The sequence below is a fragment of the Flavihumibacter fluminis genome (assembly GCF_021491375.1).
Lineage (GTDB): Bacteria > Bacteroidota > Bacteroidia > Chitinophagales > Chitinophagaceae > Flavihumibacter > Flavihumibacter fluminis.
This window is the reverse complement of sequence record NZ_JAKEVY010000002.1, coordinates 968,879-988,217: the sequence shown is the minus strand read 5'-3', so window position 1 is coordinate 988,217 and position 19,339 is coordinate 968,879. Positions and strand designations below refer to the sequence as shown.

At 44.0% G+C, this 19,339-nt stretch carries 21 protein-coding genes and 1 other RNA gene; 12 read left to right on the top strand and 10 right to left on the bottom strand.

Features of this window, described 5'->3' with window-relative positions; genetic code table 11:
- Positions 1 to 60 precede the first annotated feature (60 nt).
- On the bottom strand, positions 61 to 966 hold the full coding sequence (locus tag L0U88_RS10550; RefSeq protein ID WP_234866014.1) for a DUF1338 domain-containing protein: 906 nt from the start codon (positions 964 to 966) through the stop codon (positions 61 to 63).
- 13 nt (positions 967 to 979) lie between these two features.
- Entirely contained in the window at positions 980 to 2,050 is a 1,071-nt protein-coding gene (locus L0U88_RS10545; protein WP_234866013.1) for a saccharopine dehydrogenase family protein, read from the bottom strand.
- A gap of 302 nt (positions 2,051 to 2,352) precedes the next feature.
- On the opposite strand from L0U88_RS10545, the gene L0U88_RS10540 reads away from it, so the two are divergent.
- Genes L0U88_RS10540 through plsX form a run of 3 tightly spaced genes read left to right on the top strand, consistent with a single transcriptional unit; the run spans position 2,353 to position 4,110 of the window.
- Positions 2,353 to 2,913 carry a YceD family protein gene (locus L0U88_RS10540; protein WP_234866012.1) on the top strand — a complete coding sequence of 187 codons (561 nt, stop codon included), beginning with the start codon at positions 2,353 to 2,355 and terminating at the stop codon, positions 2,911 to 2,913.
- 26 nt (positions 2,914 to 2,939) lie between these two features.
- Positions 2,940 to 3,134, top strand: a complete 195-nt coding sequence (gene rpmF, locus L0U88_RS10535) for a 50S ribosomal protein L32 (RefSeq protein ID WP_234866011.1) — start codon at positions 2,940 to 2,942, stop codon at positions 3,132 to 3,134.
- A gap of 34 nt (positions 3,135 to 3,168) precedes the next feature.
- Positions 3,169 to 4,110, top strand: coding sequence for a phosphate acyltransferase PlsX (plsX, locus tag L0U88_RS10530; protein ID WP_234866010.1), 942 nt, complete (start codon positions 3,169 to 3,171; stop codon positions 4,108 to 4,110).
- A gap of 6 nt (positions 4,111 to 4,116) precedes the next feature.
- Here the strand turns inward: plsX and L0U88_RS10525 are convergent, their stop codons facing one another.
- Positions 4,117 to 5,511 carry an amidohydrolase gene (locus L0U88_RS10525; protein WP_234866009.1) on the bottom strand — a complete coding sequence of 465 codons (1,395 nt, stop codon included), beginning with the start codon at positions 5,509 to 5,511 and terminating at the stop codon, positions 4,117 to 4,119.
- Between the two features lie 131 nt (positions 5,512 to 5,642).
- On the opposite strand from L0U88_RS10525, the gene L0U88_RS10520 reads away from it, so the two are divergent.
- From L0U88_RS10520 to L0U88_RS10505, 4 genes are read left to right on the top strand one after another with little or no spacing between them, the layout of a single operon-like run.
- Positions 5,643 to 6,572: a CPBP family intramembrane glutamic endopeptidase gene (locus tag L0U88_RS10520; RefSeq protein ID WP_234866008.1), complete on the top strand. Its 930-nt coding sequence runs from the start codon at positions 5,643 to 5,645 to the stop codon at positions 6,570 to 6,572.
- Positions 6,573 to 6,603: 31 nt separating this feature from the next.
- Entirely contained in the window at positions 6,604 to 7,014 is a 411-nt protein-coding gene (arfB, locus tag L0U88_RS10515; RefSeq protein ID WP_255723035.1) for an alternative ribosome rescue aminoacyl-tRNA hydrolase ArfB, read from the top strand.
- 20 nt (positions 7,015 to 7,034) lie between these two features.
- Positions 7,035 to 7,769: an acetolactate decarboxylase gene (locus L0U88_RS10510; protein ID WP_234866007.1), complete on the top strand. Its 735-nt coding sequence runs from the start codon at positions 7,035 to 7,037 to the stop codon at positions 7,767 to 7,769.
- A 47-nt stretch (positions 7,770 to 7,816) separates the two neighbouring features.
- Positions 7,817 to 8,917, top strand: a complete 1,101-nt coding sequence (locus L0U88_RS10505; protein ID WP_234866006.1) for a DNA alkylation repair protein — start codon at positions 7,817 to 7,819, stop codon at positions 8,915 to 8,917.
- Here the strand turns inward: L0U88_RS10505 and L0U88_RS10500 are convergent.
- Together L0U88_RS10500 and L0U88_RS10495 are read right to left on the bottom strand one after the other, a co-directional pair.
- On the bottom strand, positions 8,906 to 9,256 hold the full coding sequence (locus L0U88_RS10500; RefSeq protein WP_234866005.1) for a hypothetical protein: 351 nt from the start codon (positions 9,254 to 9,256) through the stop codon (positions 8,906 to 8,908). The genes L0U88_RS10505 and L0U88_RS10500 overlap by 12 nt on opposite strands.
- Before the next feature lie 7 nt (positions 9,257 to 9,263).
- Positions 9,264 to 10,148, bottom strand: coding sequence for an alpha/beta fold hydrolase (locus tag L0U88_RS10495; protein ID WP_234866004.1), 885 nt, complete (start codon positions 10,146 to 10,148; stop codon positions 9,264 to 9,266).
- A 191-nt stretch (positions 10,149 to 10,339) separates the two neighbouring features.
- On the opposite strand from L0U88_RS10495, the gene rnpB reads away from it, so the two are divergent.
- From rnpB to L0U88_RS10475, 4 genes are all read left to right on the top strand, one after another.
- Positions 10,340 to 10,732: RNase P RNA component class A (gene rnpB / locus L0U88_RS10490), an RNA gene on the top strand.
- Positions 10,733 to 10,881: 149 nt separating this feature from the next.
- Positions 10,882 to 11,175: an RNA polymerase alpha subunit C-terminal domain-containing protein gene (locus L0U88_RS10485; RefSeq protein WP_234866003.1), complete on the top strand. Its 294-nt coding sequence runs from the start codon at positions 10,882 to 10,884 to the stop codon at positions 11,173 to 11,175.
- Complete coding sequence (locus L0U88_RS10480; protein ID WP_234866002.1) at positions 11,172 to 11,519, top strand: nuclear transport factor 2 family protein; 348 nt, start codon at positions 11,172 to 11,174, stop codon at positions 11,517 to 11,519. Before L0U88_RS10485 ends, L0U88_RS10480 begins: the two co-directional genes overlap by 4 nt.
- Positions 11,520 to 11,525: 6 nt before the next feature.
- Positions 11,526 to 12,020, top strand: coding sequence for a VOC family protein (locus L0U88_RS10475; RefSeq protein ID WP_234866001.1), 495 nt, complete (start codon positions 11,526 to 11,528; stop codon positions 12,018 to 12,020).
- A 40-nt stretch (positions 12,021 to 12,060) separates the two neighbouring features.
- Here L0U88_RS10475 and L0U88_RS10470 read toward each other — a convergent pair whose 3' ends face one another.
- The 5 genes from L0U88_RS10470 to L0U88_RS10450 all read right to left on the bottom strand — a co-directional run bounded on the left by L0U88_RS10470 (position 12,061) and on the right by L0U88_RS10450 (position 18,553).
- Entirely contained in the window at positions 12,061 to 13,089 is a 1,029-nt protein-coding gene (locus tag L0U88_RS10470) for a Smr/MutS family protein (protein ID WP_234866000.1), read from the bottom strand.
- 13 nt (positions 13,090 to 13,102) lie between these two features.
- Positions 13,103 to 14,782 carry an APC family permease gene (locus tag L0U88_RS10465; RefSeq protein WP_234865999.1) on the bottom strand — a complete coding sequence of 560 codons (1,680 nt, stop codon included), beginning with the start codon at positions 14,780 to 14,782 and terminating at the stop codon, positions 13,103 to 13,105.
- 44 nt (positions 14,783 to 14,826) lie between these two features.
- Complete coding sequence (locus L0U88_RS10460; protein ID WP_234865998.1) at positions 14,827 to 15,792, bottom strand: polyprenyl synthetase family protein; 966 nt, start codon at positions 15,790 to 15,792, stop codon at positions 14,827 to 14,829.
- A 740-nt stretch (positions 15,793 to 16,532) separates the two neighbouring features.
- Entirely contained in the window at positions 16,533 to 17,312 is a 780-nt protein-coding gene (locus L0U88_RS10455; protein ID WP_234865997.1) for a class I SAM-dependent methyltransferase, read from the bottom strand.
- Positions 17,313 to 17,389: 77 nt separating this feature from the next.
- A complete protein-coding gene (locus L0U88_RS10450; protein ID WP_234865996.1) occupies positions 17,390 to 18,553 on the bottom strand; it encodes a tetratricopeptide repeat protein in 1,164 nt (387 codons plus the stop codon).
- Positions 18,554 to 18,795: 242 nt separating this feature from the next.
- Here L0U88_RS10450 and L0U88_RS10445 point away from each other — a divergent pair, with 242 nt between their 5' ends.
- A complete protein-coding gene (locus tag L0U88_RS10445) occupies positions 18,796 to 19,323 on the top strand; it encodes a hypothetical protein (protein ID WP_234865995.1) in 528 nt (175 codons plus the stop codon).
- Positions 19,324 to 19,339 lie beyond the last annotated feature (16 nt).

Below are 19,339 nucleotides of genomic sequence, written 5' to 3'. Positions count from 1 at the left end.
CAGATGGTACAAAGTTGCAGGATTAACGATGAATTGCAGTATTTGCCGGTTGAATTGTGATTAATTCACCCGGCTTGTCTGCGCACTGTAGGTGCTTTCGAAAATCTTATCCGCATTACCGGCCTCAAATCCTTCGCGCCGATGCTCCCTACGAATCTGGTCAGCAGGCAGGTGCTGGAATTCTTTCAGCACCCCACGCTCTGCAAATTCAACATAGGAACCCGCAATCAGATGGTTCTCACCTCCCGCAAACTGTGCCTCTACTTTGCGGGCAACAGTTGACGACTGGCGCAGGTAACCATCCGGGCTCGCCTTGATCTTGCCTCCCGAATCATTTAATACAAAACCATTGCGTTCCAGGAATTCATTAAACGCTTCGAGGCGATTGAATCCTTCCGGCAGGTTATGCACACTTACGGTAAAATGATTTAGATAATAACGGTTATAAATAACCCAGGCAGCGTATTCACTTTCCTTGCCGAGTTCGAGGAAATCAGCATAGGTAGGTGTGGGCCAGAGTCCGCTGTGCAGGAACTGATCCACGGCAGCAGCATCATTCAGGTCCAAAGCATCCACCGGATCACTGGTCACTTCATCTGTGTAAGAGCGAATGATGGACTGTGTTACAGGACTCAGGTCCTGTACACGTAATTCACTGATGAAAATACGCGGGTATTGAGGAGCAGGTGGTGCATACCAGTAAGCATCCAGCTTTTTCTCCCTGAACACATAATGATCCATCCGCCTGTATCCCAGATGCAGGAAGATCTTTTCCAGCGATTGGATACCTAAATGCGGAACGCCCATAGTTCTGAATGCGATATGGTCATTCTCTATATCTTCCGCCTTTTCAATCAGCCCTTCCTTAATCATGGCGGCGATGATACCCTGCACATCGGGTACTCTTTCCTGGTAGCGGCGCATGAGTCCGCCCAGCACTTGTTCTAAAGCACTATTCTGTGTCATAGCTCGGGTGAGGTTATTTCGCGGATTCGTGGTTTAGGTACAGCGATCCATTTTTGGTTTTGATGAAGGCATCAAATGGAATTTCTTCCTGCTTGATGAAACCCTGTTTTGGCAGGGTGCCATTCGCCACCATTTCAACTACGGCAGCAACAGAAGCAGCAGTTGTCCAGCTGATGGCTCTCCATTCTTTACCATGAATGAGGATCGGATGATAGGCCTGGTAAAATTCTTCGCGGGCCAATTGATCACCCTTCCATCCTTCCACTACCGCATATACATATACAACATCTTCGCGGACAGGAGGTTTTGCTTCCGTCAGGATTTGCTCCACCAGTTCACGCTTTTCTTTCAGGATCAGTTCATATAAAAGGAAGCGCATCAGCTTGGCATGCCCCGGATAACGCATGGTTTTGTAGTTCAGGGTATCAACTTTACCAGCCAGGGTTTCGCACATGGTACCTAAACCACCGGAAGTACTAAAGGCTTCGAATTCCTGTCCCTCGATATTGATCATCTCAATACCATCCAGGGAAGGCACCATTTTGCGCTGACCATTATGGATCACTTCAGCATCATTGATATACTCATTGATTACACCAGCGGGCGACCAGGTAAAGGAATAGCCCATCAGGCCATTTGGATAGCGGGGAAGCGCTCCCACGCGCAGTTCCACATCGCGCAGCTTGGTAAAACGATTGTACAAATCTGCTCCCACAATACCAATAAAACCAGGTGCCAGACCACACTGAGGAGCCATCACACCTTTGGAAGTTTTGGCCATTTCGCGAATCGCGGTTGTGGTAGGCACATCTTCTGTAAGATCGAAATAATGAATACCCAGTGCATGCGCAGCCTGGGCAACAGGCAGGTTCAGGTTATAAGGCAAACAGGATACTACGGCATCCTTATCAGCCAGGAAGGAACGCAGTTGATCGGCATCATTAACCGAACCGGTAACCACATCAAAAGGAACTTCAGTAGCCGGCTTTTGACGATCAAAACCGGTAACTGTGAAAACATCGCTCAGCAGGGTCCCAACGAGGGAACCAACCTTACCGAGACCAATAACAGCAACATTCTTCATTACAAGGAAGTTTAATGTATGAATTAATGGAAATCAGTGAAAACAATAAAAAATAGGGGGATAACGCCAGGGTCACCGGATCACTTGAATAAAAAGAAACTACTGGCGCACGGGGATCAGGGAATATTAGCACAGGCAGACCGGAGGAAGGCCAGGTAAGCACCAAATATGTTAATACGTGCATTCATGCCTGTGAAAAAAGTACTTTTGGATACGCCGACGAAATTACGGGATTCCTTTAAAAATTTCCCGTTTAATCTGGAATATTTTATTACCTTTGCCAACCTTTTAAAAAGGTAGTCATGAGTAGCAGACGGGAATTTGATATCGCTTTTGTGGGACTGAAGCCCGGGATTCATGAGTATCAGTACGAGATCGGCGATCGCTTTTTTGAAGCGTATCAGTCAACCGAATTCAGGAATTGCGCCGCGCAGGTGAAACTGTCGCTGGATAAGAAGAATGGATTCATGTTGCTGAAGTTCGAGATCGGAGGAAAAGCAGAAGTGGTTTGCGATCGGTGCGGGAGTAACAGTTTACCCTGGAATCTGTTGGATGAGTTTAATATTGTGGTGAAACTGGTAGACAATCCCGAAGAGATGAACGAGCAGGAAGAAGATCCGGATGTGTACTATATCTCAAGAGGCGAAAGTCATTTGCATGTAGCCGACTGGATTTATGAATTCTTGCTGCTGAGTTTACCTATGCAAACCATGTGTGACACTGCCGAAGCGGGAAGTCATCCCTACTGTAACCAGGAAGCCCTGGCTATTCTGAAGAAGATGGAAACCGGTGAGGAGAACCAGTCAGAGAGTACCAATCCGCTCTGGAAAGGATTGGAAAAATTTAAGGACCTGGATAATTGATTTTTGTATTTATAAATTGTTGAGAGATGCCAAATCCGAAACGCAGACATTCACAGCAACGTAGTGCTAAAAGAAGAACGCATTACAAGGCTTCAGCCGCTACACTCAGCACAGATAGCACTACTGGTGAACTGCATGTACGTCACCGTGCGCATGTGAGTGAAGGAAAATTGTTCTACAAGGGTAAGCTGGTGAGCGAGAAAGCGCCCATCAAGAAGTAATTAACCTGTATACAATACAAACGATTTGCCGGAGATGAAAATCGGTCTGGACATGATGGGTGGAGACTTTGCACCGTTAGAAGCGGTAAAAAGTTTGCAACTGTATCTGTCTGGCACGACTTCTCCGGCGAACCTGTTTTTATTCGGCGATGAAGCTCAGCTCCAACCGCTGCTGGAGGAATACAATATTCCCCTGGAAGCGGTTAAAATTGTGCATGCTCCTGAAGTAATCGGGATGCATGAACATCCGACCAAAGCGCTGAAAGAAAAACAACAGTCTTCCATTGCTATTGGATTCGGATACCTGGGCAAAGGCGTTATTGATGCCTTTATCAGTGCAGGTAATACCGGAGCGATGCTGGTAGGCGCAGTTTATTCCCTCAAAGCGATGGAAGGTGTATTAAGGCCTACCATTTCCACCATTATTCCAAAAGAAAATGGTGGTACCGGTTTGTTACTGGATGTCGGCCTGAATGCCGATTGCAAACCAGAAAACCTGAACCAGTTCGCGCTGCTGGGTTCACTGTATGCAAAGCATATCCTGGGTGTTGATAATCCCCGGGTGGCGCTGATTAATATCGGCGAAGAAGAAGGCAAGGGCAATCTGCTGGCCCAGGCTACCTATCCCCTCTTAAAGGAAAATACCGCGATCAATTTTGTTGGTAATATCGAAGGCCGCGATGTGTTACTGGATAAAGCGGATGTAATGGTATGCGAAGGTTTTACCGGAAATATTATCCTGAAGCTGGCTGAATCTATTTACGAGATCACAGATCGCAAAGGCATTCACCACGAATACTTTGATCGCTTCAATTTTGAAAACTATGGTGGCACACCTGTTCTGGGTGTGAATAAGCCGGTTATTATTGGCCATGGAATCTCTCAGTCCAGGGCCTTTTCCAACATGATTACATTGGCGGAGAAAATGATCGACAGCAACCTGCTACAGATTATGCAGGAAAGCTTCCAATCCTGATTTGTTTCATTTTTTTAGCTGAAATGCTTCCAAAACGCCAAGTATAGCTACTTTGGTGCCCAATGGAATACCAGCCAGGTCAACCTGAAAATCACCGTTGTGTGCGTTAAAGGGAAGTGCTTTCCCATCCTTAATGGCCTGTGCAAAAACAGCTGGATTCGCTATGCCTACATTGTAATAGCAATACACTTTTCTATTATTATGAATAACAAGGTGATGAAAATCTTCCGAACCCATAACGGCAGGCAACTGCTTTTCACGAAGAATCTGATTATCAGGAAGCAATTTTCTTACTCCTGTCAATACTGCTGCAGTTAGCGTCGTATCATTATCCAAAGGATAGGCGAATCCCTTCATCTTCATTTCAGGATACAATTCTTTGGGTAGATTATAACTGTGCGCTATGCCCTCATTAATTTTTTTGATTCCTTCAATCATCAGGTTTCGGTCAGCCTCATCAAACCAGCGCAAATTGATTTTTATCAGTGCAGTTGCAGGAATAACATTGTTATCACTACCTGCCTGCACGCTACCTACAGTAAGAACAGCTGCTTTTTGAGGGTCAACCGCCCGACTCACAATCACCTGGTACTGCATAATAGCTGCCGCTGCCATCACAATAGGGTCCTTGCTCAATTGCGGATTACTTCCATGTCCGCCTATCCCCTTAAACACAACATCAATCTGATCTGTGCCCGCCATACGCACACCACTTGCAATGGCTACCACACCAACTGGTACAGGGGCACTGTGAATACCAAGTAAATAATCTGGCTCGGGAATGCCATGTTTTGTATAAAGCCCATCTTTGACCATTGCCTCTGCGCCTAAAATGGGTTCTTCTGCTGGTTGCCCTACTACAATGAAGGTTCCCTTCCAGGCATTTTTCATTTGTGCCATGGCCCGTGCCAACCCAATCAACCAGGTTACATGTGCATCATGCCCACAGGCATGCATAACCGGTGATTCAGATCCATCCTCACGCTTCACTACTTTTGTACTCGCATACGGCAGACCGGTAGTTTCTTTTACTGCATTGCAATCCATATCACCCCGCCACATGATTATGGGCCCTTCCCCATTTTTCAGAATGCCTGCCACTCCTGTAATACCTATACCTGTTTTAACATCGTAACCAGCCGCCTGCAGTTCTTTGGCAACAATAGCAGCAGTTCGTGTTTCCATAAAACCCAATTCGGGATTCGCATGGATGTCTTTAAATATCTCCACCAGATTAGCAGAATCGGATCCCACCAACTTGTTTATTTCAGCCAGTCGGCTGTCAGAACTTGTAACTTTTGCTGTTTTTTTCTTTTGCGCCTGAGCGTTCAAACAGCAGGTAAATGTAACCAGTAGTACCGCGCAGCTAAGGACTTGAGCTGATTTCCGAACATTTTTCATAAGCAACATAATTTTTAATATGCTACTTTCAAATCTGCCGTAACCTGAGAATTTCTCGATTTATTCGGATTTCTATTCCTGAATATATAAATTTTATCACAAGTGTATAATTAATTAATTGATCTTTCTCTATGTTATTCAATTATATCTCAGAATACTTCGCGCAATTAAACAAACCACATTTCCTGATTTGCACCCTGATTACCGCGCTGTTGATTACAGGTAATTATTACTGGGGCTGGGAGAAGCAGTGGATTTATAACTTACCAACGCGCCCACAACGCGTACTCGGATTTTACTTCGTTTATGCATTGGCGTTTACACTTCCCTATCTGCTCTATTGGCTGCTGGTACCGGGTTTCAACTGGAATCCCGCATTGATTTTGATAATTGCCTTAGCCCCCCTCGTATTTGCCCTGAAATCAGGGATGGGCGGATGGCAGGAATGGGTGCAGGCAGCCCGCCCGGGTATAGAAGGTCATCGCATCAATGTACTAATCAACTGGCCAATTCGATTAGTCGTAACTGTTAGTATACTGATCCTGATCTACACAATACTTTATGGTCGCTTGACCGGGTTTGCTTCCGCAACCGGTTTGAAGCTGGCAGGCGTTAACTGGACACCCTACCTGATCATGCTGGCAGTAATTATTCCGCTGGTGAGTTTTGCTGCTACACAGGCTGATTTCTTGCAGACCTATCCCAAAATGAAATTGCTTCAATTGAATGCTGCCCCTGCCCCATCACTTTGGCAAAAAATCGCTTTTCAACTGGCCTACGGGTCTGATTTTTTTACCATTGAATTGTTCTTTCGCGGGTTCCTGGTGGTCTTGTTAGCACGCTGGATTGGTCCGGCTGCTATTTTACCGATGGCGGTGTTTTACTGTTCCATTCATTTCGGAAAACCCATGCTGGAATGTATCTCCTCGTATTTTGGTGGCCTGCTGCTCGGCATCTTTGCCTGTTATTCGCAATCGATTTACGGGGGCATTGTGGTGCACCTGGGACTTGCCTGGATGATGGAACTGGCAGCTTCGATTGCCTTGTACTGGAAGAAATAGGCACACCATTTATTTGCAGTAATTTAGCGCCATGGCACCCGATATCAGCAAGGAAATTGAATTTCAAACTGCCCGCAGTGGTGGCAAAGGCGGACAAAATGTGAACAAGGTGGAAACCATGGTCCAGGGGCGATGGATTCCTTCCCTATCGGTTGCCCTGAATGATGAGCAGCGCGCACTGGTGTTGCAAAAACTGCAACACCTGCTGAATAAAGATGGCAGCATCTTATTGAAATCCCAGGAAGAGCGGTCTCAGTCTGGCAATAAAGAACGCGTGCTGCGCAAATTCCAGGACTTGCTGGAAAAAGCCCTGGTCAAAAAGAAAGCTCGGATCGCGACCAAAATCTCCAAAGCCGTACATGAAAAGCGCATCGAATCCAAAAAACAGAAAGGCACCGTGAAAGCTACCCGAAAAAAGATTCGTCCCGGCAGTTGGGATTGATCCTTTAAAAATTGCATTAAATGAAATATCAATTCAGCTTCTTATTGATTTTACTGATTCAGGCATCCTTTGTTTCTTCTTTAGCACAGGATCCGTTGAGCCGGGTAAAATTAGTCGGACAGATGAAAGATGTTATGTGGAAAGGAGAGTTAAAAGGAAAGATTTCCCTGGACACCATTGCGGATAAACAGCACCTTTATGGAATAGGTCCTGTTGAATATTTATCGGGTGAAATTCTGATTATTGATGGCAAGTCCTATAAATCTACTGTGATTTCACAAACAGCCATGCGAGTGGAGGAAACATTTAACCTTAAAGCTCCTTTTTTCGGCTATGCTCATATACCAGCATGGCAGGAAATAATGCTGCCGCCTTCCATTCAAACCATAGAGGCGTTGGAAGTATATTTGGATCAACAAACCAAACAAGCACCACGCCCCTTTCTATTCAAACTCTCCGGTATAGCAGAGGAGGCGATTATTCATATTGTGAATCTTCCCCAGGGAGCAACTGTACGTTCACCACAGGATGCTCATCAAGGCAATGTCAATTATATGATTTCTGATCAGTCTGTTGATATCGTTGGATTTTTCTCCACAGAGCACAAAACAATTTTCACACATCATGATACATTTTTACACCTGCATTTGATCACCAGTGATCGCCAGAAAATGGGGCATCTTGATCAAGTTAGGCTAAAAAGCGGATCCGTTAAATTGTATTTACCAATAGAAAAAATAACTACCAGATATTGATTTGGCTCCTGACATAGGGTTGTCAATTCCGCCACTATTTTTACAGCATGAGCACGTTATTGAAGGATATCTATTCCGAAGAATTTTACCAGGCATTTGGCAAGCAGGTAAAGATGGTAGTACCGACCTTTTCGCCAGCACGATTTCTTAAAAAGATTCAGTCGCCCGACTGGCACCAAAAAGAACTCAAGGATCGCATGCGGCATACGGCGGATATGCTGCACCGTGAGTTACCTGCTGATTTTACCCAGGCTGCTTTGGTGCTTGATAAGCTGACCGATCAGCTCAATGGTTTTCGTTTTCCAAGTGGAAGTCTGGCTCTGATGTTTCTACCGGATTATGTAGAGCGATATGGCATAGATCATTTTGATCAGGCAGTTGCTCTATTTGAAAAAATCACACCGATCACCAGTTGCGAGTTTGCGGTGAGGCCTTTTTTGATTCGGTATCCGGATGCCATGTTAAAACGAATGATCGCCTGGTCCAAACATAGCAATCATCATGTAAGACGATTAGCCTCTGAAGGAAGCCGGCCCCGCTTGCCCTGGGCGATTGCCTTACCTGCTTTCAAAAAAGATCCCCGCCCAGCACTGCCCTTGCTGGAGAATTTACGCAATGATCCTTCTGAATATGTTCGCCGGAGTGTAGCCAATCACCTGAATGATATCGCTAAAGACAATCCATCTGTAGTTCTTGAAGTTGCCCGTAAGTGGAAGGGATTGTCCCCTGAAACCGATGCCCTGATCAAACATGCCTGTCGCACTTTGCTGAAAAAAGGTGATGCCGATGTATTATCCATACATGGTTTGGATGCACGTTATCTTGAAGTAAGCAAACTTCAACAAACCCGCAAACTCCGTATGGGTGAATCACTGAATTTTGAATGTACTGTCAGCAATAAGAGCAAAAAACCGGTTTTAACACGATTGGAATATGCCTTGTATTTTCTTCGCCAAAATGGACAGTATGGCAAGAAGGTTTTCAAGATCAGTGAGAAAACAATTCCAGGAAACAGTTCCATTGAAGTATCCCGCAGTCATGCTTTCCGCCGCATTACTACACGTGTATACTATACCGGCATCCAGCGACTCAGCATTATTGTCAATGGAAAGGAAACAGAGCCTGTGGAATTTCGGTTAATCACCTAGAATTTTCTGCTCCTTAAAGTATAAAATCGCCAAAATAATTATTGATATAATAGTCCCAACTGGCAAATACCATAAAGTCAAGACACAGATAGCAATTCCCCAATAAAAAGCCCAGTCTTTATTTTGCCATATACCAATTACCCAGATCAACCATAGCAAACCATACAGAATAAATACCCATCCCATTTTAAACACATCGATATTCATTTTTTGAAAAATGCCCGCCCAAGGGCCAGGTTTTTCCGGACCAATATATTTACCCTTCAGGGTTACATATATCCCATCCGCTAACATAAAAAGTCCATTCAAAAGGCCCATCAAAATGATTAAAAGTTTCATTTGGATATTATTTTTCGAGAGAGGAATGAAAATCATAAAACTTTTGGAGTGTTTCTTCCGGAGCTTCGATTTGTGGCCAGTGGCCAATATTTTTACCAAGCAGATATACATTACCATTTGGAAGCAGTTCCATGTATCGGTTAGCCATAAGGATACCGGAGTTGGGATCAGCCGGCCCATTAATAAAAGAAAGTGGAATAGTTGTACGTTGCATGGCAGTAATCCATCTTGACTGATATTTTAGTTTTGCAAATACCAGGCGCCCCAACAAATAAGTGATTCGCTTACCATTTTTATAATTTAGAATATCCCAAAAGATTTCTTCCAATTCCGTTGATGGTTTTGTGTATTTACCAAAAACTTCGGAGGTTGCACGTATCACCATTTTTTTGGTCAGACTGCGACTTATAAAACTTCCTAAAAAAGCAGGTGATTTTGATAAGAGAACCTGCATCCGTCTGGGTCTATAAACATCCGAAAACAATCCTCCATTTAAGAAGGCAACACTTCGAATGGTAAACAGGTTGGTCTTTTCCTGGTCTCTGGCGAGTAACTCCTGAACCACGCTGTCTCCTAAATCATGTGCAAGCATATGAACTTCAGTAGTCTGGAGTTCCTTTAATACGGCTGAGTAAACATCCGCCATTTCCTCAAAGCTATACTCGTGGTTCTCTGGCTTGTCTGAAAACCCCATCCCCGGCATGTCAGGAAGTATTATAGTAAACCTTTCTGCCAACGAATCCATCAATTTTTCAAAATCAAATCCGTTAAATGGGTAACCATGTAAAATCAGCAAGGCAGGACCTTCTCCCAATACACGATAAAAAATAGAGAGCCCATTAAAAGACGTGTACTTACCCTGAGAAATCCAATTGGCCAGCCTTGGATGCATTTAATGTATTTCTTATTGATGAACCAAGGTAAATTAAGCAGCATTTAGAGCAAATAAATTACCATATGTTAAGATTCCTCCCTCTTCCATTCCTCCCTCCTCCCGTCTCCCTTCTCCATGCCTCCTTTGTCTCCTATGGCCCCTCTTCCTTTCCTCCCTCTTCCTTTCCTCCGATATTGCTATCTTCGTACCCTTCTCTCCGCGCTGCCGCGGTGCGCTTTGGCGTATCGAGGAAAGTCCGGACAGCATAGGGCAATACACTGGCTAACGGCCAGGGGGTGGGTAACCATTCACAGATAGTGCCACAGAAAATAACTACCCTCGTAAGAGGGAAAAGGTGAAAATGTAGGGTAAGAGCCTACGGCATTCTCCAGTAATGGATGATGCGGGTAAACCTTGTATGCTGAAATGCCATGTAAACCGGTGGTCGAGAGCGGCCCGTTCAAGAAAGCAGCAATGCTTTCACGCCGGAGGGTAGGCAGATAGATCGCCCCAGTAATGGTGCGGCCAGATAAATGGCAGCGGCCTGGTGCCCGGGAAACCGGCTCCGGGAACAGAATCCGGCTTACAGGAGAGAAGATTTTTTTCTTATCGATGTCCCTTATCGATACAACTACTGCGTGTATTTCTTCCTGCAGCTTGCCTGTCGCGATCAACCCTTGAAACTGTCGTATTTCTAACTGCTCAGATAGGATAGATTGAACCAAATTTGAGATGCCAAGAAAACAATAGCATGGCAATAGCATCACTTAAAACCTGTTCTATTGGGCATTCATTCTACAAAACCAGTGATTGTCCCACCTGCCCGATTTGTGAAGCAGCACGAAAACCCCTGGAAGGATTTCAATCCATCCTAAGCGCTCCTGCCAGAAGAGCCCTGGAACAGGCAGGCATCCATTCAGTAAAAGATCTTTCCCTGCACTCGGAAAAAGAAATACTCCAATTGCACGGCATAGGGCCCTCTTCCCTACCTAAATTGAAAGAAGCGCTAAAAAAAGAAGGCTTAACATTTAAATCAACACCATGACTAAATCAGCTATCGCAATCGCATTTTCAAAAGGAGCATTTGATCAAACCAATGATCACCTCTCAGAAGATGCCCGCTGGGTGGTACTGGGCGAAAATACATATGAAAACAAACAGGCTATTATTAAACAGTGCAGTCAGGTGGCCGCTTATTTCAAATCCGTTACTACCCATTTTGAAGTGCTCCAGGTAATTGAAGAGAAAAATAAAATTGCAGTAACAGGAACCGCTGAATTTATTCGCAATGGTCAACGTATTTCTTTTGTACATGGGTGTGATATCTACCTGTTTAACGAGCAAGGGCAAATACAATCGATCACTTCCTATTGCATACAGTCAAAATAAGCAGCTATGAACAAACAAACCATGTCCATCTGTCTCTGGTTTGATGACCAGGCAGAAGCAGCCGCCAACCATTACCTATCCATATTTAAGAATGGTACGCTTGGTAAAATAAGCCGGTATGGCAAAGAAGGTTTTGAATTTCACAAAAAGCCGGAAGGCACCGCAATGGTAGTTGAATTCACCCTGAATGATATGCAGTTTATGGCACTCAATGGCGGACCTCAATTCAAATTCAATGAATCCGTTTCTGTTGTGGTCAACTGCGATACCCAGGAAGAAATTGATCACTACTGGAATAACCTAACTCTTGAAGGAGAAGAAGGTCCCTGTGGCTGGTTAAAAGACAAATTTGGTCTATCCTGGCAGATTGTACCTTCCATCCTGGCGCAGTATATGTCCGACCCGGATTCATCCAAAGTTCAACGCGTAACTGCCGCCTTTCTCAAAATGAAGAAATTTGATATGGCGGCATTGAAGAACGCCTATGACGGTGTAGGATAACAACACACCTTCTCACATCTCACGTCTCACATCTCACTTTCTAGTATTGAAAATATATCTCCGTTGCCCCGTATCCATAATTCGGATGATACTGATTCACAAAATACTTCACCGGCTTGCGGAGTCTCAGCAGCGAATGAATTTCATCGCGCAACCTACCGGAACCAAGGCCATGTATCACCGTTAACATGGGCTGGTAATGTGCCAGCGCCAGCTCGTAATATTTTTCAAATTCATCCACCTGGAATTGCAGGATCTCTGCATTGCTCATGTTCTTCCAGTTGTCAGTCAGTTTTTCAATATGCAGATCCACCACCGTACGGGCAGGAGGTAAATGTTGCCGGGCCTTCGCTGCTTCATATACTTTATAACCGGCTGCAGCCAGTTTGCCCAATTCCATCTTCTCCTCCTCTACTTTATCAGGATAGGTCTTGAACAACTGGTACGAAAAAGTAGGTTCCCCCTTCTCCTGCAACTGCTGGATGCGTTGAAACAATTGCTTCGGCTTCAGTTTCAACGAAGCCTCGTAAAATGGTGCTTTGTTTTTGACCGGTGTCAGCAATTGGAATTCAAAATGATAAGAGGGTGAATCATTCAGGTTGGCGAAGGGAATATCGTGCAGGTAAAAATCCTGGTGACTCAATACCTGGTTCTTCAACTCGAAATCAGGCTCTCCGAAATAATTCAATTTGTAGGTAAAGGAATACCCCTCATCGTTTTGGTTATGAAGATGCACTTTCAGCAGGCTCACTACTTCATCCCCAAAATCATCCTGCTCAAATACCGGGATAAACGTAATCCAAACGCCATTGGGATCACGTTTGGGAAGTTGTTTGATCTTCTCCGTCGGGACCTGATCAATATAGGTTTTAGGAACCGGTTTCTTTTCCGGCACCAGCTTTTGCTTGGAGAATTGTTTAAAATACGGGAAATCGAGCTGATCGGTATAGGCAGGAAATTTCACTCCCCGCACATTAACCATCACCATCCGTTCATTGATGACTTCCACTACTTCCGCGTCTTCATTGGTAAGTCGCACTACTACTTTATCGCCCACTTCAAATTTCATGGCGCAAAGATAATCAACTTCCCGCCAGCTTGCTCTTGCGATACCCGTAGAGGAAATAGATCAGCAATCCGGCTGCCATCCAACCGAAAAATACCAGCCAGCTTTTGGCCGGGATCTCGATCATCAGGTACAAACAACAGAGCATGCCCAGTACCGGGATCAGGGAATAGTTGCGGATAAAAGAAAATACGGCGATCAGCCAGGCCACCACCATGAATACGAGGAACAACACTTCCTGGTACCCTTCATTGTTGATGTTACTAACGGCGAGCTGTATCCGCTCCCAGAATAAAATCGTAAACAGCAATACAACTACCGGAATGATAAACTTCGCATTGATATAAGGCAGGTTGAAACGTCCGGGTTTATTCGCCATACGTGGCAGAATCAGCACGCCTCCACACACCAGCACAAAAGCGAACAAGGTACCAATGGAGGTAAGATCCGTCATCAGCAGATCATCCACAAAGAGCACAGGTATACCAACCACCAATCCGGTAATAATGGTCGCGAACCAGGGTGTCTGGTATTTTTTATGAATTTTACCGAAGGATTTAGGCATCAATCCGTCTCTGCTCATACTCATCCAGATCCGGGGCTGCCCGATCTGGAAAACCAGCATTACACTAGTGGCTGCTACCACCGCAGAGATGGAGATAAATGTACCCAGCTTCTGCATATTGATGCTGTCGAATACAAATGCCAGGGGATCCGTAACACCCTTGAAATTCTCGTACTTTACAAGGCCGGTGATCACCAGGGTAGTGATTACATAAATCACCGTACAGATGATCAGCGAATAAATCATACCGCGGGGCATATCGCGCTGCGGGTCCCGGCATTCTTCTGCTGTAGTGGAGATAGCATCAAAACCGATATAGGCAAAGAAAACCGCAGACACACCTTTAAGCACTCCTGCCATGCCGTTGGGCAGGAAAGGCGACCAGTTACCTGTGAGGTCATCCGTAAAGATGATCCAGATCCCGATAGCCGCGATCAGGAGCAGTACAGCGATTTTTAATCCCACCATAAAATTGGCGGTATTCTTACTTTCCTTGATCCCGATATAGGCCAGCATGGTTACCAGTACCACAATGACAAAGGCCGGCAGGTTGATAATAAATGGAATCCCGGCAATTTTTGGCGCGGTTGCGTAGATCATATCCTGCACCGGTTTACCTTCCGCGAGGGCTGCTTCATAGGCATGCTTGGCGGTCTGGTACCCGACACTCAGGTGATCCGGCAAATCAAATCCAAAAACATTCTCCAGGATATTTTTGAAATAGGAGCTCCAGCTGATCGCCACCACGATATTACCGATACTGTATTCCAGGATCAGGGCCCAGCCCAGGATCCAGGCGATGAGCTCTCCAAAAGTTACATATGAATAGGTATAAGCACTCCCGGATACTGGTACCCGGGAAGCAAATTCTGCATAACAAAGGGCAGTGAAACCGCAGGTGATGGCAGTGATGATAAAAAGAAAGATCACACCCGGACCTCCATTATAAGCTGCCGCGCCAATGGTAGAAAAGATTCCGGCACCAATTACAGCCGCGATACCCATCAGGGTAAGATCCCGTACGCCCAGTACTTTTCGCATGCCACCGTGACCGTGATCATCGGCCAGTCCCTGTTCGTGATCCGCAATAATTTTCTCAATCGACTTTTTCCGGAAAAAAGAATTCGACATGCAGCGTTAGGTTTTAAAGGGCCAATATAGGGATTTCCTGTTGATCAGTAATCGCGTTGTACCAGGAAATGCGCCAGTTGGCGGAGGGGTTCCTTGCGTTTGCTGAGTACGGCAATATCATCCAGGTGCTGGAGGGCCTTCTCCATGAACTGGTTTTTGAGTTGCACGGCCCATTGGTCGACCCCTGTATTTTTATAAATACGGAGCACCTGTTGTACTTTATCAGGCGGGTTGGATTGCAGGAGGGCCTGCAGGTCCTGCTGGTCTTTGCCCTGGGCAGTTTCCAGCGCCCGAATCAGCAGAAAAGTCTTTTTATTGGAGAGGATATCGCCTCCGACCTGTTTCCCGAATTTGGAGGGATCACCAAAGCAATCGAGGTAATCATCCTGCACCTGGAAAGCGATGCCCAGGTTTTTTCCGAATTCATAGATATGATGAAGATTGCCCTCTCCTGCCCCGCCGAGGATGGCGCCTAGTTTGAGGCTGGCAGCAAGGAGCACGGAGGTTTTGAGTTCGATCATGTGAAGATAGGCATCCAGGGAAACGGTATCCTGTTTTTCGAAATCCATATCCAGCTGCTGACCTTCACAGACCTCTTTGGCGGTGGTATTGAACAGAGAAACCAGCCGGTGGTAATGGGGCGATTTGACCTTGTTGAGATAATCGTACGCAACCACCAGCATCACATCCCCGGCTAACAGCGCGGTAGGTTCACCATATTTGATGTGCACGGTCTCCAGCCCGCGACGCAGGGGAGCTTTGTCCATGATATCATCATGGATGAGGGTGAAATTGTGAAACAGTTCAATGGCGGTGGCCACCTGCCAGGTATCGGGCAGGATTTCATCAAACAGTTCATTTCCCATGAGGCAGCAAACCGGCCGCACGCGCTTGCCTCCGAGTCCCAGGAAATATTCCGCCGGACGATAAAGGCTTTCCGGCTGCGCAGGAAAATGTGCCTGGTTAAAAAAACTACCGAATTGGGAAGAAAGCTGTTCGAATGATTGCATACCTATAAATTGCGAAGGGCTAAAATAGGTGTTTTGGGGATAAGACGAATGAAGTGCGTATCGAATTCAGTTTATAAATCAAAAAATAGGGTACACTAATAAATAATTTTCTTTTCTACATTTAACGAGATAGCGAAAAATTCATTTAGAGCCGATTTAATCTCATTTATCGTTTGTTCATTAGCCGAATTAAAGATTTTATATTCCCGGCCACCCATTTTAATCGATAGATTTCCTATTGAATTTATAATTGTTTCTCCTGCATATTCGTAAACTACCAAACTTTTAGAATCCATGTTACTATGAAGATATTTACCATTAATAAGGAACTGATTCGATATGCTTTCAATTGTAAAGGATGAATTATGAATCATTCGCTGTGACAGTATAAATAAAAAGATGCAAATAATACTGAAAGAGAGATATTCAAAATAATCCCACTTTTTATTGATATTTAAATAAATCCAGAGTAGAATACTTAAAATTGAAAGTACAAATAGTAAGGTTATGATAATCCTGCTAAATAAAGTGCGCTTGTTTGTTGTAATTTTTAATTTACAGTTACCCGAATGTATGACGACTTGCCTCTTTGTCATTTGAAAACAGCTAGTCAATAATTTTTTCTAAATATACCATACAGAACGACAATAAAAATGCCCAGATGAATTCTTAAATTAAATTAATTATACCCTTTCGTAAAATCCGAATCCAATTGCCTTGATTATGCGATGCTGGGCTGTTTATTTTCTGCATCTCACCTGTAAAAAGTAGCTAATTTCTCTGGCGGCTTTTAACTTGGGCTTATTCAGAACGGCCTCCTCATCAGGATAAGGTTCGTGAAGAAGCTCAATAGAGAATCCTACCGAAATGAGGGTATTGATCCACCAACTTAAGGTTCGATGAAAATTGGGTATGCGGAATTTTGGCAGGCGGTTTTTTAACTCATCCGGCGCATCACCAAAAATCCATTCTTCAATAGTACCGTTAGCGCTTTTAAAGTAATTGCCCACTTCAAAAGCGATATCTCCCTGCGCATTCTCCACTTTTCTCTGGTACGGCGTTTTGAAACAGGGATGTTCAATTGAAAACTGGAAAAATCCTCCTGGCTTAAGTACCCGATACGCTTCGGATACCGCTTGCTCCTGATCAGGCAAATCCATCAAACACATAAAAGAAGTAGCGAAATCAAAACTGTCATTATTAAACGGAAGTTTTGTTGCACTCGCAACGGTATAACGAATCCCCAGTGGATATTCCTTTTCCATTTTAATGGCACTTTCAATAAACAGGGATGAAATATCGATTGCATCCACAATTGCTCCTTTTGTTGCCAATAGCCTTGTATTATGACCTTCCCCACATCCGATATCAATTCCCTTTAATCCTTTAACATCCGGAAGGATAGTAAAAAAAGCAGGTGTATTCAGATAGTCCCGGTAAATATCATATCCTGCCCGTGAAAGTTCAATCCAGGCAGGCGCATTATTATTCCAATAACTGGCAAGTTCAGTTTCATTCATGTGCAGTAGAATTTTGAATCCCCCAAAGATCAGCTTGAATAGATATTTCATTTCTTGATCGTAATCAAGAAGGGTATCTAATTACAACTTTTCTCAATAAAAGACTGGATCTCTTTTTCAGCATGCGCTGTAATTCCCAGCACCTTTGCTTTAGAGAAGAATTCACATGCTTTTTCAGATTGGCCTGTTTTCAGATAGGCATAACCGAGCATATCAACCATAGCGCCATTTGCAGGATTTGCCTGCAGTTCCTGTTCAAGCTGTACTACCATTTCACTGGCTTTACCGGTTTTAATGGCTGCATAGGCATGAACCAATTGATAGTAGTTGTGTCGCGGTGTAATTTTCAGTAAGGTAGCTGCCAGTTCGGATGCTTTATTAAATCGGGCTGTATCATTTGTTATCAGCCAGTGATTGATACACATCACCTGTAAAAATGGCATCGCAGGTCGTAGTTGCAGCGCCTGGTCTAGTAACTGTCCTCGAACACTGTCGCTGCATGGAGGATACATCCATTTATCGATACCAAATAACATACTGTATAAACCTTTTAGTTCAGTTGGTCCTAGGGGCTTAAAATATTCATACGCTACTTCTTCCGCTAAACTGATACGATATTTTTCACGATAGGCAACCTCGCTATTGCTAATCCTGCCAGTTTGCGTTTCTACCAGCAGCATGTTATTGTCCGGTAATTCCCATCGTAAGATCATATGTTTAGGAAGCCATACTGCAGTTACAGGCAGTTGCAGCAATTCACCTATTGCCATATACAAGAGCACACTGATGTCACAATCGGCCAGGTAATAAGCTTCCGGTTTACGTTTAGCTGCCGCACGGCGCTCAGCCGGACGAAGATTGCCCAGGTATTTTGGAATTTCAGGTGAATCAGGAGCGATAGGTGTCAATGATTCATAGAAGCTTCCTTTGGATCGATTGAAAATAAAACCTTCATCCAATAATAATTCGTGTATATTTTTCAGGACCAGCTTGGCAGCAGCATTTGAATTTTCACCGGGACTGAAACTTATTTCCTTATGGGCACGGTCAATCAGGTGATCTACCAACCGAAAGGTTGAATCGTAACGATTGATCAGATCTGTCCGTCCTATCCGAACTTCTTCCATCTTCAACACTGTATGCAAGGTGGAAGAATAGCGCGGCATATACCTTTCCTGCTGAGCAACCAAAGGCAAAACAGAACCAAAATAAAAGAAGCAGACAAATAACCAATAGTTCATTAACTGAAACTTATGGCTTTTCCTTTTACCCTCCAAAGCTTGTTTACCAAAGGAAATTTTCTTTTCATTTTCAAAAAAAAAGAGTAAAATAACAGTAGCAAATCAGAATTGTGTTCTACTTCTAATTTGCAGACAGAGCGGTTGGGAACGATTCCAGAGTGGTTCACTAGCGGTTCATTAGTAGTTAATGAACGGTGCCGGAGTGGTTAAACAGTGGTACTTGAATGGTTAAACAGTGCTAAATGGTCGATCAAAAATACCCCAATGGTTTAATTATTACATTTCTTCTAATCTCACTGCTAGTATCGTGCAACAATTACACGAATAACCAGCTTGTTCTTGAACCGATTTCCAGCACAAAAAAATATGAGGAACCTCCTCCTCCACTACCTCCCGATTCAACCTATCCAACATTGAATCAATGGTTAAATAAAATAAAATCACCAAACCCATCAGATACAACAGAGAAAATTGTTGTCTTTCGGCTTGCAGAAACCAGCTCGCAGTTTTACTTAACGATGGGTTACTTTAGTAACCGTTCAAATGATCTATATGAATTAGTGAGCAAAATGAAAAATATGCCAATTGCAGGCCATCCCAATATTCAACTTCAAGAGTATCAAAAGATGTCAGGTAATCAGCTTGTTGATGTACTGAAAAATGATATTAAGAAAGCGATATCATCTACCAACTTTTTAAACAACAATAAAAATATAAAGAAAATAATACTCGCGGGATCTGAAATTGAATTTTTTGAACTTTACCCTTAATATTCAAAAAACTGAA

Excerpts from the sequence above, each read along its gene's own strand:
- L0U88_RS10505 (WP_234866006.1), top strand. The coding sequence starts at position 7,817 with ATGAGCACGTTATTGAAGGATATCTATTCCGAAGAATTTTACCAGGCA.
- L0U88_RS10480 (WP_234866002.1), top strand. The coding sequence starts at position 11,172 with ATGACTAAATCAGCTATCGCAATCGCATTTTCAAAAGGAGCATTTGAT.
- L0U88_RS10545 (WP_234866013.1), bottom strand. The coding sequence starts at position 2,050 with ATGAAGAATGTTGCTGTTATTGGTCTCGGTAAGGTTGGTTCCCTCGTT.
- L0U88_RS10525 (WP_234866009.1), bottom strand. The coding sequence starts at position 5,511 with ATGAAAAATGTTCGGAAATCAGCTCAAGTCCTTAGCTGCGCGGTACTA.
- L0U88_RS10445 (WP_234865995.1), top strand. The coding sequence starts at position 18,796 with ATGGTCGATCAAAAATACCCCAATGGTTTAATTATTACATTTCTTCTA.
- L0U88_RS10550 (WP_234866014.1), bottom strand. The coding sequence starts at position 966 with ATGACACAGAATAGTGCTTTAGAACAAGTGCTGGGCGGACTCATGCGC.
- L0U88_RS10485 (WP_234866003.1), top strand. The coding sequence starts at position 10,882 with ATGGCAATAGCATCACTTAAAACCTGTTCTATTGGGCATTCATTCTAC.
- L0U88_RS10460 (WP_234865998.1), bottom strand. The coding sequence starts at position 15,792 with ATGCAATCATTCGAACAGCTTTCTTCCCAATTCGGTAGTTTTTTTAAC.
- L0U88_RS10495 (WP_234866004.1), bottom strand. The coding sequence starts at position 10,148 with ATGCATCCAAGGCTGGCCAATTGGATTTCTCAGGGTAAGTACACGTCT.
- L0U88_RS10455 (WP_234865997.1), bottom strand. The coding sequence starts at position 17,312 with ATGAATGAAACTGAACTTGCCAGTTATTGGAATAATAATGCGCCTGCC.
- L0U88_RS10510 (WP_234866007.1), top strand. The coding sequence starts at position 7,035 with ATGAAATATCAATTCAGCTTCTTATTGATTTTACTGATTCAGGCATCC.
- L0U88_RS10500 (WP_234866005.1), bottom strand. The coding sequence starts at position 9,256 with ATGAAACTTTTAATCATTTTGATGGGCCTTTTGAATGGACTTTTTATG.
- rpmF (WP_234866011.1), top strand. The coding sequence starts at position 2,940 with ATGCCAAATCCGAAACGCAGACATTCACAGCAACGTAGTGCTAAAAGA.
- L0U88_RS10470 (WP_234866000.1), bottom strand. The coding sequence starts at position 13,089 with ATGAAATTTGAAGTGGGCGATAAAGTAGTAGTGCGACTTACCAATGAA.
- L0U88_RS10540 (WP_234866012.1), top strand. The coding sequence starts at position 2,353 with ATGAGTAGCAGACGGGAATTTGATATCGCTTTTGTGGGACTGAAGCCC.
- L0U88_RS10465 (WP_234865999.1), bottom strand. The coding sequence starts at position 14,782 with ATGTCGAATTCTTTTTTCCGGAAAAAGTCGATTGAGAAAATTATTGCG.
- arfB (WP_255723035.1), top strand. The coding sequence starts at position 6,604 with ATGGCACCCGATATCAGCAAGGAAATTGAATTTCAAACTGCCCGCAGT.
- L0U88_RS10450 (WP_234865996.1), bottom strand. The coding sequence starts at position 18,553 with ATGAACTATTGGTTATTTGTCTGCTTCTTTTATTTTGGTTCTGTTTTG.
- L0U88_RS10475 (WP_234866001.1), top strand. The coding sequence starts at position 11,526 with ATGAACAAACAAACCATGTCCATCTGTCTCTGGTTTGATGACCAGGCA.
- plsX (WP_234866010.1), top strand. The coding sequence starts at position 3,169 with ATGAAAATCGGTCTGGACATGATGGGTGGAGACTTTGCACCGTTAGAA.
- L0U88_RS10520 (WP_234866008.1), top strand. The coding sequence starts at position 5,643 with ATGTTATTCAATTATATCTCAGAATACTTCGCGCAATTAAACAAACCA.